General features: G+C 52.7%; 9 protein-coding genes and 1 pseudogene. All 10 read left to right on the plus strand.

From position 1 onward, the window contains the following. Positions 1-3 precede the first annotated feature (3 nt). The 10 genes and pseudogenes from QFZ34_RS04945 to QFZ34_RS04990 all read left to right on the plus strand — a co-directional run bounded on the left by QFZ34_RS04945 (position 4) and on the right by QFZ34_RS04990 (position 15,699). Positions 4-2,262: a glycosyltransferase family 2 protein gene (locus tag QFZ34_RS04945; protein WP_307277676.1), complete on the plus strand. Its 2,259-nt coding sequence runs from the start codon at positions 4-6 to the stop codon at positions 2,260-2,262. Further along, a complete protein-coding gene (locus QFZ34_RS04950) occupies positions 2,259-3,104 on the plus strand; it encodes a class I SAM-dependent methyltransferase (protein ID WP_115054043.1) in 846 nt (281 codons plus the stop codon). Before QFZ34_RS04945 ends, QFZ34_RS04950 begins: the two co-directional genes overlap by 4 nt. Then, positions 3,101-4,354, plus strand: a complete 1,254-nt coding sequence (locus tag QFZ34_RS04955) for a glycosyltransferase family 4 protein (protein ID WP_307277681.1) — start codon at positions 3,101-3,103, stop codon at positions 4,352-4,354. Before QFZ34_RS04950 ends, QFZ34_RS04955 begins: the two co-directional genes overlap by 4 nt. A 10-nt stretch (positions 4,355-4,364) precedes the next feature. Further along, complete coding sequence (locus tag QFZ34_RS04960; protein WP_307277685.1) at positions 4,365-5,138, plus strand: hypothetical protein; 774 nt, start codon at positions 4,365-4,367, stop codon at positions 5,136-5,138. 11 nt (positions 5,139-5,149) lie between these two features. Beyond that, the gene (locus QFZ34_RS04965) at positions 5,150-7,396 is read left to right on the plus strand and encodes a hypothetical protein (protein ID WP_307277688.1); all 2,247 of its coding nucleotides are present in this window, start codon (positions 5,150-5,152) and stop codon (positions 7,394-7,396) included. Then, complete coding sequence (locus QFZ34_RS04970) at positions 7,393-8,721, plus strand: glycosyltransferase family 4 protein (RefSeq protein WP_307277691.1); 1,329 nt, start codon at positions 7,393-7,395, stop codon at positions 8,719-8,721. The genes QFZ34_RS04965 and QFZ34_RS04970 overlap by 4 nt, the downstream gene beginning before the upstream one ends. 31 nt (positions 8,722-8,752) lie before the next feature. Continuing rightward, positions 8,753-9,941: pseudogene (locus QFZ34_RS04975) on the plus strand (polysaccharide pyruvyl transferase family protein). Positions 9,942-10,010: 69 nt separating this feature from the next. Beyond that, a complete protein-coding gene (gene galE, locus QFZ34_RS04980; RefSeq protein WP_307277694.1) occupies positions 10,011-11,024 on the plus strand; it encodes a UDP-glucose 4-epimerase GalE in 1,014 nt (337 codons plus the stop codon). Positions 11,025-11,300: 276 nt separating this feature from the next. Then, on the plus strand, positions 11,301-12,827 hold the full coding sequence (locus tag QFZ34_RS04985; protein WP_307277697.1) for a DUF6212 domain-containing protein: 1,527 nt from the start codon (positions 11,301-11,303) through the stop codon (positions 12,825-12,827). 40 nt (positions 12,828-12,867) lie between these two features. Further along, on the plus strand, positions 12,868-15,699 hold the full coding sequence (locus QFZ34_RS04990) for a glycosyltransferase (protein ID WP_307277699.1): 2,832 nt from the start codon (positions 12,868-12,870) through the stop codon (positions 15,697-15,699). Positions 15,700-15,701: the final 2 nt, after the last annotated feature.

Consider the following 15,701-nt stretch of genomic DNA (forward strand, 5'->3'; position numbering starts at 1 on the left):
TTGTTGCACCTAGACCATTCAACGGAAACTGAAGATTACCCAGAGGACCTTTCGATCTCGCGCCTTTGCGCCGATGTAGCTGTCGTAATATGGGATATTCCAGCTTCCTCCAAAACGCTGACAAAATGCACTATTGAAGCGTCAAATCCTCTGGTGCCGCTCGTCAGCCTCAGCATGCCGCTCGAAACGGGCGGTCAGCGCATGTTCTGGGCAATGCGGACGAAAGCTGATCCCGTTTCGCTTAAGCTTACAAATGGCAATCCAACCTCAGACCGGCAAGTAATGCTCTATCCAGCTTCCGAGCTTGGTGCTTTTGATATAGAGCGTGCGTTGAGCAATATCGGCTCGGGCGGACAGGTCAAATTTCTCAACAATCTGCTCGGCACGTGGCGAAGTGCCTTTCGCCTTTCGCAGAACGCAATTTTCGCGGGCGTCGTTCGCGAGGTTACGGTGGCACTTACCCCCGAGCCGCGGGAAGTGCGCAGTTGTGGTCAACCTGTGGATGGCCTCCACTTGCTGGAAACCGGTCTCAACCCGGACCTTGGGGTCATTACAGCCATATATGGTATCAGCGGCAATTCAGTCATTTCACTTCCGGTGAAGCTGGTTATTGGTCCTGCGGTCAAAAAGGGCCTGCAACAATGCCACCTGCTTGTGGAATCCGCCCGCGCCCTTCCCCAGTCGTTTCGACTGGTTATTTCAGGCAAGAATGGCGTTGCCGTGCGCAAGCTCTCCGACATTGCCAGCGCCTCGGATTTCCAGAAATGGTGGGGAAAAAAACAGGGAGATGCAAGTTTGCGCGCCTTTCTGGTACGCCATCTTGCAAAGGTGCCTGGTGCCGGCATCGCGACCGCAATCGACATGCAGATAAGGGCTCCGCTCCCTGCCCGTCAAATCGGTAAATCTGCTACTCAGCCTTCCGGCGAAATTGATCTGGCGCTGGCACTGGATGGCGGCTTATTGGTTGGAGGCTGGACGAACGATCCGTCCGGAATGCTCGCCGGTATCGAATACGTAACCGAAGATGGAACAGCCCTTCCACTGAAGCCAAACTTCTACAGTTTTCCAGGCAAAACTGGAAAAGGTGAGGACGGATCACGGTCTGACGTGACAGGTTTTGCTGCCTGGCTTCCGCAGGTCAACAATCTTGGGCCGCTGTTGCAGCCCCGGTTCCAAATGCGGCTGATTTCGGGTGCAACCTCTGCACTTGTGCCACAGATGCAGCCCTTTGAGGCTGGTGCTCAGCGCAACTGTATATTACGCGCTGTCCCGCCACAGCATGCCAAGGCGCAGGTTTTTGAAAGAATTCTGGCGCCAGCCCTGCGGGAGGTCGAGCAAAAGATAGGAAAAATGGTCAAGATCGCCGACGTGAAGGATTACGGTATTATGCCGGAATCACCGTTGGTTTCCCTTGTTATTCCTTTGTACCGGAATCTCGATTTTCTGCGTTTCCAACTTTCCGCTATGGCAACAGATCCTTGGCTTGTTGAGAACGCCGAAATCATTTTCGTGCTCGATTCCCCTGAAATTCAGGACGATACCGAGCACATGCTGGGTGGACTGCACATTCTTCACGATCTGCCCATGAAGCTTGCAACGATGAACCGCAATGGCGGTTATGCGCGGGCATGCAACGCCGGCGCCAGCCTCGCCAATGGCACGATACTGGTGATGTTGAATTCGGATGTCGTTCCCTGCAAGGCGGGGTGGCTGGATGAACTTATCAATCCGCTATTCAAACAGAAAAAACTTGGCGCTGTCGGACCCAAATTGCTGTTTGAAGACGGTTCTTTGCAACATGCAGGCCTTTATTTCGCCCGGGATCAGCGCGGAGTATGGCTCAATCACCATTTTTACAAAGGAATGCCGGGGGACTATGCGCCAGCTCGGGTCGCCCGCTTTGTGCCAGGTGTAACAGGCGCGTGCCTCGTTACGCGAAAGGATATTTACGACCTCGTTGGAGGTTTTACGGAAGACTATGTGATCGGCGATTACGAGGACAGCGACCTTTGCCTTAAAATCCGCCAGATAGGATTCCAGATTGCCTATGAGCCGAACGTCGCACTTTACCACTTCGAGCGCCGGTCAATACGCCGGAGTTCTGATTATATGCGGGGCTTGGCCAGCCAGTACAATTCATGGCTGCATACGCAGCGCTGGAACCGCGACATTTCAGAATTGATGACGAGTTATCTCGACGAGACTGACGAGGATACGGTCACACCTTTTGTTAGTAACAAGTCGGAAAGGAGCGCCGCTTGACCGAGGTCATCGCACTCAAACAATCACCAGCCGATCATGTCCGGGTCTATGATAATGATTACGTTGAATGGCTGATGGAGACCGTGCTTAAGAACCGGTTTCTCCCCTCCCCCGAGCTTGAGAGCATATTTGTTGGGGACGGTAGTTATCAGGCCGTTGGCGCTGAATTTCTCGGCCATTTCATTCGAAAGGGCGGACTGGAAAAAACAGACCGCATATTGGATATCGGATGTGGCATCGGACGCATGGCGGTGCCGCTCACGCAGTATCTCGACTACGAAAAAGGCACTTATTGCGGTATTGATCCCGTGGCTGGCGGTATAGAATGGTGCAATCAAAAACTTAGCCCCATCTATTCAAACTTCGAATTTCGCCACGTGGATATTGCGCATAACCTGTACAATCCAAAAGGCGCGATCGACGGCCTTGAGCTTGTCCTTCCTTACGATGGAAATCAGTTCGATTTCATCATCATGACCTCGATCGTCACCCACCTGCCGGATGAAGAAGTCAGCGCTTATTTGCGCGAAATCGAGCGCCTTCTTGCTCCTGGTGGCCGTCTCTTCATGACCGCATTTGTCGTCGACAAGGTGGCACAGGAAAATGTTTCCAAGAAACGTGACGCCCGGCTTGGGTTTCAACGCTATGACAATGGACCGTGCTGGTTCGTACCGGAACTGCCGCCGCTTGCAGCTGTGGGTTTCGATGATGGCTTTCTGGACCGAGCGATTACTGGCGCCGGTTTGAACACTGTCCTTAAATCATTCGGTCATTGGCGCGGTGTTTCGTCGGATCATTATCAGGATCTGTTTGTTGCAGAAAAAGACGGGATCCGCCGATGAAGGTTCTCGTTGCTGCCCACAATCATCCCTCCCTCCATCCTGGCGGGACCGAGATTTTTGCGCACGATCTGTTTCGGGCGTATCAAAGGGCTGGCTGCGACGCGCTTTTCCTAGGTGCGACCAATCATATTCATCGTGAAGCTCGTCCCGGAACCAGTTTTCAGAGCATCGGCACCACTGGTGACGAGATCCTTCTGTGGTCCGGTCATTTCGACCGATTCTTCATGAGCCAGGTCGATCTTTATGGAATTGTGCCGGATATTGTGGAACTGCTTCGCGATTTCCGGCCAGATGTCGTTCATCTGCATCACCTACTGCTGCTGGGTGCCGAATTTCCGCACATCGTCAGGCGGACACTTCCCGATTGCCGTATCGTCATGACGCTGCATGATTATTATCCAATCTGCCATCATGATGGTCTGATGGTTCGGACCACAAACAAAGAACTTTGCTACGGCGCAAGTCCTGACCGTTGCCACAGCTGCTTTAAAGAGATCGCGCTCGACAAGTTTGTTTTACGGGAGCGGCATTTGAAATCGCTGCTAAGCACAGTGGACAGCTTTGTTTCACCAAGCGCGTTTCTGAAGCAGCGTTATGTTGATTGGGGTTTGTCAGAACATCTTATTAGCGTGATACCGAATGGACAGCCCGAACGTGCGCCGGTCAAACCATCAGAGACAGCCCGCCCCAAGCCGGTCTTTGGTTATTTCGGCAACCTTAATCCGTGGAAAGGCACCACGGTTTTGCTTGAAGCAGCAAAGCAGCTGATTTCCGAAGGATTGGACTTTGAGTTGCGGGTCCATGGCGCGGCGCCATTCCAAAGCGAGACCTTTATTGCCGACATAGACCGGTTGTTCGCCGAGACGTACCCTTTCGTCCAGCGACGTGGAGCCTATCGGCGCGAGGATATTGGCAAGCTCATTGCCACTGTTGATTGTGCAATCATGCCTTCGATCTGGTGGGAAAATGCGCCTTTGGTCATCCAGGAAGCCCAGGGCCTCAATTGCCCGGTGATTACCAGTAATATCGGAGGCATGGCCGAGGCAATCGAGGACGAAGCAAACGGTCTGACCGTCACTCCCAACGATCCTATGGCACTGGCTTCAGCTATCCGGCGTATCGCGGAAGACGGCGACCTGCGTCAGCAGCTTTCCAGTCGCGCACGCCATCCCGACACCATTGCCACATCGGCAGCGAAGTATCTCGACTTGATCGGGACATTGCGCTCGGATCGTGTGGCAGCCGCCTGAAAGGAAGATCATGTCTATAGCGACACAAGTCCCAGCGCAGGCTTTACCACAGCCTCCTGCTGCACCCGTGCAAGATAATGCGCGACCACTGAAGACAGAACCGATGAAGGGCCGGGTCGACGCCGTCGACGATGGACGTCTTTACGGCTGGGCCTTCGATCCATCTGCACCCACCGCGCGGGTGACCATCCGGGTATTGCTGGATGGGAAACCAATCGCCGAAGCAACAGCTGATCAGGATCGCCCAGATTTGAAGCGAAGCGGCATCGGTGATGGCGCGCATGCCTTCAATGTCATGTTGCCGCAATTTGCCGCGATAAGGGCGGCCGAACTGGTTGTGGTTGCTATCAGTGCCTCAGGGATCGAACAGGCTTTGCGTGTCCCCAAACCCGCCGAACAGGCAGCAGAGGCACTTATCGCTGCGCCAATGACGCGGATATTGGACAAGCTCGACATGCTGATGGCAGCGCAACGTCAGCTGCAGGTTAACCAGAGGTCCCTGCAACGTGCTGCGCCTGTGCTTGATGGCAATAGCGGTAGCTCGTCTGTCGAAGGCCTGGATATTGGCGGTTCAATTGAAGCGATGCGGGGCGACGTAAATAATCGTCTGACCGAGCTCGATGTACATTTGATGCGTCTTGACGGTGTGGTCGGAGGCTTGGAAAAGCGTATTGAATCGCTGCAGAAGCGGTCCAATGGTGATGTGAAGCCGCTGTTCCTTCTGCTTTTTGTTCTTGTCGGTTTTGCCGCGGGAGCCCTTGTTTCCTTGACGATACTCCACTGAACTCGGGAGTAATGCACTTGCGCGATGACAGGAACATATTACCGATAACCAACGCTGCCAAACCAGCGGGAAACCATTCCATTGTCATGGAAGGCGAAATGGTTGTTGGTTGCCCTGTTGACGATACGCTGGTGCTCGTTATGGGCATAGGGAATTTCAACCTGGAGCACGTGGCGGTGTTCCTCAATGGCGACCCTGCCCTAAGCCTCAAGGCGACCTTGGTGTGCTGGCCATTGAAAAATGCCTCGCCAGCAGGAACCCATGGTTTTGTAGCAGTTCTTCCTACAGGCATACTGCGTCGGGCTTCGCTCAAAACCATCATGTTCCAGCATAAGGCAAAGGTAACGCGCTATACTTTCGCCAATAGAGGCGCATCGGTTGGCGATCTGATTGCCATGATCGCAGATCTGGCAGGGGCAAATCTCCCGTCCGTCATTGACGGGCTTGTGGAGGCCCTGATCTCCGGCCCCATAGGCCGAAAGAAGCTCGCGGCGATTACCGTCTTGCTACAGGCGGGCGCGCGGTCGGATGGATGTGTCGAGCTTATCGGTGGCAGTGATGAGGGTGAAATCTTTGTACAAGGCTGGGCTCAAGACCTCACGCCATCAGTGACGCGGCTTTTCATCAGCGGACGCGCTTCGTCTCTGGCAGAATGTGTGATATCGGTGTTTGCCCGCCCGGATCTGAACGACCAAGCTTCGGGCTTTGCCGGACTGTTGCTTGCCAATGAAACTGTCGAAGCAAGTGATATCGAACGCCTGCTCTTTCGCGGACGGCGCGGATGGCGTTTCACCGAAGTCTATGATCGCCGTCTGATTGTCGGTTCGCGGGAAACGCCAAGTCATGTGCGTGCAATTTTGCCGCGCGTTAGAGGTTCTACAGAAATATTGCTTCGAATGCGTTCGGCTGCCAACCGCTTTGACGGAACTGAGACCGTTTCCGGTTTGCCGCTTCCGGTGCGCGCTGGCATTGATAATGTCCTGCGTGTCGACGGCAGTGGCCTCCTGGTTTCTGGCTGGTTGCTTGATCCCGACGGTCATGTCGAAAGCGTAAAATTGCGTCGTCATCGCGGCGAGTGCCAGCTTGATGGCAACTGGACCCGTATCGACAGGCCAGATGTCACCGCCGAATTCGACAATCGGGCACCTTTCAATGCTGGTCTTGATCCAAATCGGCATGCTCACGGATTTGTTGCCTTTGCGCCGGAACTGTCAGGAGACAGCACCGCCCCGTTTTATCTCGAGCTTTGCCTCAGCGATCAGCGGCGCGCCTTTCTGCCTTTGACACCGATCCGGGTCACATCACGAGAAGCTGTTGTCAGACAGATCCGTGCGATTGACCCAAATGCATGGGCACTTCGCCACGTAGTCGACCACCAGCTTGTACCACTTTTGCGCAATGTGAGCCGTCCTGCACCGGAAATCTTCGGTGTCGCGGATGTCGGAGCATTTGATGATATTGAGGGTCCGGCGCTAATCATTGGTATCGATGAGAGAGTTGAAGAAGTTGGACCGCTTATAGCTTTGCTTGCGCTTGATCCCGAAACCCGGGGTTTGCCTGTCGTGATTGCCGGGGCAACTGACGTTATAGACCGTATTGGTGTGCGGGTGCGCAGACTGGCGCAGTTCTACAAGCTAAGTGTCCGGCTGGTTTCGGCAAGCGGCTCGGAGGATCTCTATGATGCACTTGAAGTTGGTGCGCGGGCAGTGTCCTGTGAAACAGTTGTGTTTCTTGCCGCCTCATTGCTCCCCCGGAACAAGGGCTGGTTCAATAAATTGCTGACGGCTTATGAGATGCGCAAGAATTGCGTCCTCTCCCCCACCCTCGCATATGAAGATGATTCCATACGCTGGGCCGGAACATGGGTGGCTGGTGCGCATTCGGATCGCGCCTTGATCAGCCGTTACGCAGGCTATCCCATTGATGCGGTAACCGGCATGGCCACGACGGAAGTGGCAACGGCGACATTTGAATGTTGCATCATGCCTCGAGAGGCGCTTTTTTCAGTTGACGGCTTTACACGCGGCTATATGGGAACGCATGAGAAAGGCCTGGATCTCGGACTCAAGTTGAAGCAGTCAGGTCTTAAATCCTACTGGCTGCCATCGGCACAAATGCTCGGCTCTGACGATATTATAGTTTCCGAAAAGGCTTCCACGGTTGCACTGATAGAGCGGATCGACAGACAGATTTTTGATGCCCGATGGGCCAGGAGTTTCGGGAAAGAAAACACCGTGAAAATGGAGACGCCGGTATGACCGAACAACTCCGCGTTCTAGTAATTTCTCACGCGCATCCGAGCATTTCGCTGGGTGGTGGTGAAATTGCATCGTATAATCTGCACAAGGGCCTGAATGCCCTGCCCCGGGTTCAATCCGTATATCTCGCCCGCGCGGGACACCCGATACCCCGTCACGGAACGACGGCACTTATGAGCTTGCGACGCTCCAGCGATGAAATTCTGTTTCATTCGGACGAGTACGATCATTTTTATCTGTCGAACAATAATACAGACGAAATTCATCGTGATCTTCTACGTTTTGTCGGCGATCTCAATCCGCATGTGGTGCATTTCCACCATGTATTGGGCCTTGGTTTGGAAACTCTTTATGCTATTCGCGAGGCGCTTCCCAAGGCGATAATATTGATGACCTTTCACGAGTACCTTTCTATCTGCAACAATGACGGGCAAATGGTTAAAGTCGGTACGTCAAAACTTTGTCATGAAGCGTCCCCCATCGACTGTCATGCCTGCTTTCCTGATGTTCCGCCCGCTCGATTTTTGAAGCGTGAGAAGTTTGTGCGTGGGATGCTCGAACTGGCAGATGCCTTCGTTTCGCCGAGCGGTTTTCTGGCCGAAAAATATGCAGAATGGGGCCTGGATCCGAACAAATTGCACGTCATCGAAAATGGCGTGTCGATCGATAGCGTTACGCCGCCGCGGGAACTCTCCGGACCGAAGCCACGCCGGAACCGCTTCGCTTATTTCGGCCAGATCACACCATTTAAAGGCATTGATGTGCTTATCGATGCGGTCTCGCGAGTGCCAGAGGAAGTCTGGGGCGAAGATACAAGGCTGATGATATTTGGCGGAAATCTTGAAAAGCAGCCCGCAGAATTTCGAACGCGCATGGAAAAGCTCATTGCAGATGCAGGATCTCGTGTGCGATTTCACGGAGCTTACCAGAATAACGAGATGCCTCGGCTGATGCAGTCAGTCGATTGGGTGTTGATGCCCTCCATCTGGTGGGAGAATTCTCCGATCGTTATCCAGGAAGCCTTGCATCATCGTCGGCCTATTATCTGCTCAAATATTGGCGGGATGGCTGAAAAGGTCCGGGATGGGCAAGATGGATTACATTTCCGCGTGCGGAGTGCCGAAGATCTTGCTGACCGATTCACCGAGGTTTTGAGCGACCCGCTCATTTGGGATCACCTGCATCACTCAATTCGACAGCCGACTAACTATGTCGATTGTGCGGAAGAGCACGTTGCCCTTTATGCAAAATTGCTCCGATCCGTTCATCAAGGTTCAACCAAGACAATGGCAGCGAACGAAGTCGTTCTTTCACAAGCAAGCTGATTGCTTTCAAAGTTACAAAAAGGAATACCCTATGGCACGTGTACTCGTAATGAGCCCATCAGGCGAAGTTTACGACCACGATAATGTTCGCTGGTACCAGCACAGTGATATTCAAAAATATATCGACCATTATCACAATATCGGCGATGCCTTTGTCTTTGACTCATCACTCAAGCTGATGAACTTCGAAAAGCTGCGGGAATTGCCGCTCGGTGAGCCAAATTTTGATCAAATCGATCGGCTGAAAGAAGAATATGACTACGTGATTCTGCGTGGATCGAACTACATTCATCAGCATATGGGCTGGCCACATGCGATTGCGGTTTTGAAGCGCCTTGGACTGCCTGTAATCGCCTGGGGCATTGGAGCACAGGCTCCTGTTGAAGGACAGATACAACTGCCTGAAGATCTCAAGACGCTCCTGAAGATCATGGCAGATTCAACGGCATCCATTGGCGTGCGAGGGGCCTATTCTGCGCAGGTGCTCAAAGATATCGGCATTGACAACGTTCGGATCGTTGGCTGTCCCACTGCATTTCGGCGCAATGATCCCACGTTGAAGGTTACTTTGCCCCTGCTTGAAGATGTTCGCCATGTTGGCCTGACCGTGCGCCGGGAGGTCTCGCCAGCCTATGCCCGTAATATTGAGCGATATCTGACATTTCATCGCGATTTGATCAAAGATACCGCAAGCAAATTCGACGTTACGCTGATGGCGCAGGGCGAGATTGAAGAAAAGAAGCTTGTATTTGGAACTGATGAACAGAAGGAAGATGCAATTGCGGCCCTGAAGGCCAATCGATGGGCTTCCGACTGGTATCTCGACGACACAATCGAAAAGCTTTACCGCGAGCGGCTGTTCTATTCGGACGTTGTGGCCGACTATGAGAAAATTGGTGCAGACAAAAGATCTCGTATTGGGCTACCGGCTGCACGGCAATCTTATGGCTTTGGCCAATGGGGTGCCATCAATCTATTTTACCTATGACAGCCGCACAGTTGAGTTCGCTGAAACCTACCAGATACCCCGCTTCGATGTCTTCAGCGGAGATAGGTTTCGCCTTGAAGATTATTGGGATCAGTCATTGTTCGATAAATACAATGACGCCTGGTATCGAACATATGGCGAAATGCGCAGATTTCTTGATGAAAACCATGTCGACCACAAGATGGTGGACACAAAAGAGAACCTGCCGGATTCCGTCCGGCGTGTAGCTTAGACAAAATTCACTAATCGGCAAAAGCCAGAATCTTCAACAAAGCTAGAAGTAACCTCCCAGGAGTTATCAATGACCGTTCTTGTTACAGGTGGCGCAGGCTATATAGGCAGTCACATGGTTCTTGCCCTGAAAGATGCGGGAAGGGATGTTGTTGTCCTCGACGACCTTAGTTGTGGGTTCGAGTGGCTGGTACCAGAAGGCGTTGCCTTTATTCGGGGCGATGTCGGTGATCAGGCCCTGGTTGCTGACACGATCCGCAGGCACAGCATCACGGCAATCTTGCATTTTGCCGGCTCCATTGTCGTGCCCGATTCCGTTAGTGACCCGCTATCTTATTACCGTAACAATACGGTACAGTCGCGAGCATTGATGGAAACCGCCATCGCGGAAGGCATCCGGCATTTCATTTTTTCGTCGACCGCCGCCGTTTACGGCGAACCCGAGCGGACACCGATCACCGAGGATATGCCGCACCAGCCGATTTCTCCCTATGGAACATCCAAGCTTATGACCGAATGGATGTTACGTGATGCCGCTGCCGCTCATAAGGATTTCCGGTTTGTTGCATTGCGCTATTTTAATGTGGCTGGCGCTGATCCGAAGCTGCGTTCTGGCCAATCATTTCCTCGTGCAACCCATCTAATCAAGATCGCCAGCCAGGCCGCCACCGGTGACCGGTCCCATATCGAAGTCTATGGCACGGATTATCCGACCGCCGATGGAACCTGTATCCGCGATTACATCCATGTCAGCGATCTGGCGGAAGCTCACCTGTGCGCCCTCAATTATCTTGAGGCAGGCGGTGCGAGCACAACAGCAAATTGTGGTTATGGATACGGCTACTCGGTTCTGGAAATTATTGATGCTGTTAAGCGTGTATCCGGGGTGGATTTCGCCGTAAAAATGGCTCCCCGCCGTGCAGGGGATCCGGCAATATTGGTGGCCGCAAATGACCGTGTCCGTAACGACTTCGGTTTTGTGCCAAAGCGTGCAGATCTTGATACAATTGTAGGTGATGCGCTTGCCTGGGAACGTCAGCTGCAGGCAATGCGGCTTGTAGAGCAGGAGCGCCTGGCCGTCTAAGCATATCAACCTGAAGGTCGAACCCGGCAGTCGATCGCCGGGTTCGGCAAGCTATTATCCGGAAAATAATACTTCAAATATTGAAGTAAAGTCCTATTATAATATAGTCAAGTTGTGTCCATAATAATACCAGTTTGGTTTTAGAATAATGCCAAACAGTTGAAATAATTTTATTGTTGCACTGCAATAGAAATATGTGACAATCTTCATGAAGTTGCCATTTTATATGTATAGGAATTCAAATTCCAACACATCAATCGATCAAGGGTCCAGAATATGACGGTTCAGACTTCGTACAAGCTTTCGCCGGCTACGAAATCTTCGAAAAACATTGATCTGTTAAAAGAACCGATCCTATTACGCTTGGGCATCGAACATGATGATTTGCCGAATGAGCTTTCCAATGCGGTAAAGATACTCGGATTCGAAGGCGTCAAGGATGAGGCCGCCATTTTCTCCGATGCAACTGGGGGCAAAACAGAAGCCTTTGAGGCGCCTTTGTGCATCCTGGCTGTTCTTTTAAATCCAGCACACAGAGGGCGCGAGAAGCGATTGCTCGATTGGCTAAAGGGCCGAGGTATTATTGAGGAACCGGTGATCCTTGAGTGGCGAACGGGCAAGGAAATGGAGACGGCCGGTGTCCTTATCAGGAAACTGTCGGGAATGCTGGTTTCTGATGCACGGCGAATGGTCAAATCAAACCGGGAGCTGTTGGCGTTAAGGACTTTGAACGATAACCTTCAAAATCGTTTTGCCACTGTCGAAAGCTTTATTGATCGCAAGGGGATGCAACCCTTCGAACTTGCTTTCTCCAACGAGCCTGTAACCAGCTCATCTCGTTCAAACGTATTGGCAGATGCTTCCTTTGATGGCGTATCACAGGTGCTTCCCGTCGCAAGCGCGGGCGTTAGTGCCATTGCCATACATTTCGATCGCCTGTCACATCGCGATGACGCTACGTTGAATGCGCAACTCGTGACTATGGAAGACATGGCTATCGTCGAGAGCTGGGTCATTCCGCTGGGCAAGCTCAAGCATGGTTGGAATTACCTTGGTCTTTCCAGAACTCTTGCGGGATTGCGGCGCACGCTGAACTTGCGGGTGCAGTTGGACGGCGCTGATGATGAACTGCCCCTCTTGTCGCTCGGCGGGCTTCAGCCGCTGGAGATGTTTCAGGTGCGCGATGCCGCCAATGATGTGCCGCTGCTAAAGAACAGTTTGGCTATCCAGGTCTGGTGCGGAATGCCGGGTGTTGTTCTGCCCAGTTGGGCCAATTATTTGCCGGCTCAGTCGGAAAAGGTTCGCGAAGGCGGATTCAGGGAGATGCCGCTTGCGTCTGGTATCCTTGATCTTGCCACATTGGCAAACACCGATGAAATCTCTTTCGAGTTTGCCGCCATCCTTCCTTTGCCGGAAGAGAAAGCGGTGGGTTGTCACCCTCCGTCAACAGGCATGACAATCGGCCAGATTCCCGCCGCGTGCCCTCCTAAAATATTGAGGATTTCTTCGGATGTCGTCGTCGACAACGAAGAGTCGCAGGATGTCGAATTTGCGATTGTCGTAGCCGCGAGCCTCGAGAATGCGCGGCCGCTATTTGCCGAACAACGGACGGTGGACCCGGGAGAAGGGTTCTCTGGATGGGTGAGTATTGCGCCGGGAGAAAATAATCGGATCAGCGCTTTCATCAATGATCAGATTGGTGTTTGGCAGAATATCTATTTCGCAACGCGGATGACGACACCGGGTGACAACAGTTTCGCGTGGGCCAAATTCCGCAATGTCAGTCTTATGGTCAACGGGTAGTTTCATGCTGGACCAGATAAACCGTTTACGGGAGCAAGTCGTGGATCAGTTGCCTTCGGGTGAAGAGCCGGAACCACGTTTTTCGCCTAAGGTCGCCGTCATCATTCCCGCTTATAAACATTCGGTATTGTTGGCAGAAGCCATTGAATCGGCGCTGGCACAACAGGCACCGTTTGAGATTGCTGTACTGGTTATCGATGATGGCTGCCCCTTTCCCGAGACTGGCGAAATCGGGCGAACCTATGCCATGGCGCATTCAAATGTCTTTTATCTGCGCAAGGCAAACGGCGGATTAAGTTCAGCGCGCAATTACGGGATTGAATTTGCGCTACGCAATTTCGATGGCATCGAGGCTGTTTACTTTCTTGACGCTGACAATCGGATTACGAGCACTGCCCTTCGCGACATTCTGGCTTTCATGCAGGCCGATGACAAGGTTGATTGGGTATACCCCAACATCGACAAGTTCGGGATTGAATGGAATGGGAACTATACGACCCAATATTCACGCCTGTTGCATTTGACCTTCGATAATATTTGCGAGGCTGGAAGTCTGGTCTCAAGGCGCATGCTTGATGCAGGCATTCGCTTTGATGAAAGCATGACATCCGGGTTTGAAGACTGGGATTTCTGGCTACAGGCAATCGGGCGCGGATTTCTTGGTGCCAACTATCCGTTTTTCGGGTTTGAATATCGCCAGCGTGCCGAGAGCATGCTTCGCGATTCCAATCGCACCCGAGAGGGCATTCTCACCTATATCCGCCAGAAGCATAAGAAACTCTTCGCCACGGAAACATTGTTGACCTGGGAGCATCAGGAGGCACCCCGATATGCTGCAATCGGCATGGGGGCTTATGCAGTCGATATGTTTACCGACCCGACGGTGGACCATGCCAAATGCAGCCTCGAAGATTTTGTAACCCGCTTTTGGGCAGCAAAGACGGAACCGGAAACATTCGGAGTTCCGCCGTTCATGCTTTGGATGACCGCCGCCCATCGCGAAGCTCTAACCCGCCTTGGCCTCATTCATAATCTGCTATGGTTGAGTGAACGCATCGCTGAGAAGCATCATTTCGTGGCGATACGCTTCGAACGGAATAATGCCAGGATGGGAATAGATATCCGCACCATTAATGATGGTGAGCCTCTTGCCGACAAGCCCTTCGGCTGGATGTGCACATTCGATATTTTCTCCACCTGTGCAGATGACACCTCCGATGATTGGATACGCTCGCTGCACAAGGCTGTTCCATCGCCCAATGTCGTGGAAATTGTTGTGAGTGGACCATTTACAGCACGCGAAATGCAAAGCACGGCTTTATCGTCAACAAATGCACTTTTAGCCACGCTTGGAGCATTGCGTGACTCAGGATATCGCTCAAAGACCAGGAATCGTTGGCTTTGGCGATCCGTTTATTTTCCCAACCGGAGCCGCTATTTCGAGCTGTTGCGCCATGCGGTGGGCGCAAGGCCAGTCATGCCACGATTGCCGCAGGCTTCGAACCCGCTGCGCGTCGGTTTCCTATTGCCAATCGCCAGTTTTGGCGGCGTGGAAAAGGTAGCCTATGCGGTTGCCAACGCTTTGAAGAATGCCGGATGTGAAGTACATCTCTTCCTGTTTGGAAAAGCGATCTACAATCGCGTCCCGGAAAATGACGGCGTGTTCAAATCGGTCAACTTTTTGTCCGACGATTATCCACTGTGGGGTGGGCCAAACAAATTTGCGGGCCATGACCTGATGATGGGGCATGACGAAGCTGCCAAGGCCGAGCAGATCATGGGTTTTCTTGCCGGTCTTGATGTCGTCATCAACAATCAGGTGGCACCCGTAAACGCCTTGCTGGGCGATCTGCGCCGCCGCGGTGTCAAGGTTCTGAACTATGTCCATGTGCTGGATAAATCCAGAATGGGACGTGATGCCGGTCATCCTTATCTCACACTGGCATTTGAGCATGTCTATGACGCGATTCTTACCTGCTCGAACGATATGGTCGAATGGTTGCATGGCATGGGTGTGCCAATAGCAAAGCTCACGCATATACAAAATGCAGCAAGCTATGCATTGGCCGCCAAAGAGCGAGACACCATACTGTCGGCACGGCGGGTAAAGTCCCAAAGGGACAAGCTCAACGTCCTGTTTCTTGGCCGGTTAGATGCACAAAAAGGAATTGAGCGCCTATTTGCATCAGTTCGGCATTTGCGTGAACGCGGAGAGCCCGTTGACTGGAAGATTATTGGCAGCGACGTGATGGATGCCGGTGCGGGCGGATCGTGGAAGGACCGGTTTGCCGAAATTGGCGTGCAGGTTGAGCCACCGGTGTATTCAAGCCGTCATCTCAACAAGGCCTTCGCATGGGCGGACGTTGTTGTATTGCCATCGCGCTGGGAGGGCGCTCCACTGACAATTATTGAAGCCCAGCGGCTTGGCTGCGTGCCGATTGCGACAGCCGTCGGTGCTGTTGATGAACTTATCGATCACGCTGTGGATGGGCTGCTTATCCGGTCTGAAGATGACACAGTAATTATCCGCGAACTCACAGAAGCTATTTCCGCCTTGGCGGCCGACCGTGATGCCTTGCAGCGTCTTTCGGAAGCGGCAGCCATTCGCGGCGGCGCCCTCGCCTGGGAGGAAAGTGTTTCACCGCTGGTCAAGCAGTTGAAGGCATGGTTCCCCGACCGGTTACCGCAGAGCGTTGAACAGGCTCCGAAAGTTCTGGAGCAGACCGTTGTACCAATCTCGACCAGTCGGATTCACCGCGTGGACGCGGAAGCAATCGACGAAGATCAAGAAGATCGTAATGAAATTACCGAAATCAGGCCGTTGCAAATCGCTGCTGCCGGGTCAGCCAATATGAATAATTTGAGGAACTAGCG

It is taken from the genome of Phyllobacterium ifriqiyense (assembly GCF_030817885.1).
Classification (GTDB): Bacteria; Pseudomonadota; Alphaproteobacteria; order Rhizobiales; family Rhizobiaceae; genus Phyllobacterium; species Phyllobacterium ifriqiyense.

Excerpts from the sequence above, each read along its gene's own strand:
- QFZ34_RS04965 (WP_307277688.1), top strand. The coding sequence starts at position 5,150 with ATGCACTTGCGCGATGACAGGAACATATTACCGATAACCAACGCTGCC.
- QFZ34_RS04955 (WP_307277681.1), top strand. The coding sequence starts at position 3,101 with ATGAAGGTTCTCGTTGCTGCCCACAATCATCCCTCCCTCCATCCTGGC.
- galE (WP_307277694.1), top strand. The coding sequence starts at position 10,011 with ATGACCGTTCTTGTTACAGGTGGCGCAGGCTATATAGGCAGTCACATG.
- QFZ34_RS04970 (WP_307277691.1), top strand. The coding sequence starts at position 7,393 with ATGACCGAACAACTCCGCGTTCTAGTAATTTCTCACGCGCATCCGAGC.
- QFZ34_RS04960 (WP_307277685.1), top strand. The coding sequence starts at position 4,365 with ATGTCTATAGCGACACAAGTCCCAGCGCAGGCTTTACCACAGCCTCCT.
- QFZ34_RS04985 (WP_307277697.1), top strand. The coding sequence starts at position 11,301 with ATGACGGTTCAGACTTCGTACAAGCTTTCGCCGGCTACGAAATCTTCG.